We start from the raw sequence: 1,632 nt of genomic DNA, 5'->3' as shown, positions 1-1,632 counted from the left end.
ACCACTTCACCCGCACCCGCGCCATCCGCCGCGGCATCGTCGAGATCGGCCAGGATTCGGCGGCGGCGGATTTCGGCCGGCAGCACGGCGCGCTGAAGAAGCCGTAGCGGCGCCTCCCCATTTCCCGTCATTCCGGGGCGACGCGCAGCGTCGAACCCGGAATGACGAGAGGTCTTCAATACAGCGGCGGGATCTGGCCGACCTTGACCGGGCCGAGCAGCACGGCGCCGTCGACGAACTTGAGCGGGAAGCTTCTCGCTTTCTTGCCTTCCAGCGTGCTCTCGGTGCCGATCGAGTTGATGCCGGCGGCAACGCCGGCATTGGCGTTCTGCTTGATGACCTTCCCCAGGCCGGGCACGGCGCGGTCGAGCGCGCCGAAGAGGTTGTTGAGGTCCTGCGACTTCACGCCCGGCGCGACGCGGTCGAGCGTCGCCTGCGGCACGCCCTCCTCCAGCATCTTCTCGATGCCGAGCGCCGGGATCACGCGCTCGAGGCCCGTCACCGTCATCTGCAATTCGCCGTCGAGCCGGCCGTTGGCGGAGAGGCCCAACGTGCCGGCCGCAACCGCGATCATCTCGCCCTGCTGGATCCGCGACTGGACGATCTCGATATGGCCGCCGGCGGCCTGGATCTCGCGGAAGCGCTGCGGCCAGGGCTTTGGCGTCAGGTCGGACAGGCCGGTGACCTTGGCGCGCGTGTCCGCCTCGAACGGCTCGGCGAGCAGGGGGTGAACGCCCTGGATGCTGCCCTGCGCGACATGGAGCACGGTCTCGATCACAGGATGATCGGCCGGCGATCCCTCGGCGAGGCGACCGTGCAGCTCGACCTGCTTGGCGCGCGCAAGCGGCACCTGCACGCTGCCGTCGAGCCGGTTGAGGGTGGGATCGTCGAACACGATGGAGGCGCGATCCGGCACGGCCGGCAGGCCGGCCACGCTGGCGCGACCGTTACTCCAGTTCACCACGAAGGTGTTTTGCGTGACGCCGTCGGTCAGGGTCGCGGGTGCGGAGAATTGGGCGATGACGCGCTTGGGATCGTAGACCTGGGCGACGACCAGGATGTTGTCGAGCTTCGCCGTGAATGGCGTCTTGCTCGCATTCTGCGAGACCAGGGCGACGCTGGCGCCGGAGCACTGGACCTCGAAGCGGAACGGGAAGCCCGCGATCGAGCGCTTGGCGCAATCATAGATGCGGCCCGCCTTGGCCTCCTGCGCCCGCCAGGCGTCGGCGGCGATCTCGGCCTGCGACGCCGCATAGAACCAGAAGCAGCTCCACGCCACGGCGAGGATCAGGACGAGAACGGGTGCGATGAAAAGGCCCCAACGGGAGCGGCGGCCTGCGGCAACGGTCATATTGGACATGCGGCGACCCTTTGACCCCAGATTCAGGCAAATGTAAGCGAGGCCCGCCTGCGACGAAAGGCGGAGAATTCGCTTCGCTTGGGGGCGCGGTTCTGGTAGCCGTGCCCGAAATGTCGGAAATCACCCTCCCCTCCGTCACCACAGCCAACGGCGACCTCTGGGTGTTCGGCTACGGCTCGCTGATGTGGCGGCCGGGCTTCGCATTCGAGGAGCGCGCCCCGGCGCGGCTGGTCGGCGAGCACCGCGCGCTCTGCGTCTATTCCTTCGTCCAT

Annotated in this window: 2 protein-coding genes and 1 pseudogene; 2 read left to right on the top strand and 1 reads right to left on the bottom strand. The window is 68.0% G+C overall.

The window, feature by feature from the left end; all coding sequences use genetic code 11:
- Positions 1-107, top strand: a pseudogene (locus MOV75_RS37200) (prephenate/arogenate dehydrogenase family protein); the annotation flags it as partial.
- 68 nt (positions 108-175) lie between these two features.
- On the opposite strand, the gene MOV75_RS37195 reads toward MOV75_RS37200, so the two are convergent.
- Positions 176-1,360 (bottom strand): DUF2125 domain-containing protein, encoded by a 1,185-nt coding sequence (locus tag MOV75_RS37195; RefSeq protein WP_246921950.1) that lies wholly within the window; start codon positions 1,358-1,360, stop codon positions 176-178.
- Between the two features lie 110 nt (positions 1,361-1,470).
- On the opposite strand from MOV75_RS37195, the gene MOV75_RS37190 reads away from it, so the two are divergent.
- Positions 1,471-1,632, top strand: a 162-nt coding sequence (locus MOV75_RS37190) for a gamma-glutamylcyclotransferase (RefSeq protein ID WP_247007885.1), incomplete at its 3' end; no start/stop codon positions are given.

The organism is Bradyrhizobium sp. PRIMUS42, from assembly GCF_023006515.1.
In the GTDB taxonomy this organism is placed as follows: Bacteria; Pseudomonadota; Alphaproteobacteria; order Rhizobiales; family Xanthobacteraceae; genus Bradyrhizobium.
The sequence above is the reverse complement of the archived record's forward strand: the minus strand, read 5'-3'. Positions and strand labels throughout refer to the sequence as shown.

Bases quoted from the DNA above. Each gene is read 5' to 3' on its own strand.
- MOV75_RS37195 (WP_246921950.1), bottom strand. From the start codon at position 1,360: ATGTCCAATATGACCGTTGCCGCAGGCCGCCGCTCCCGTTGGGGCCTT.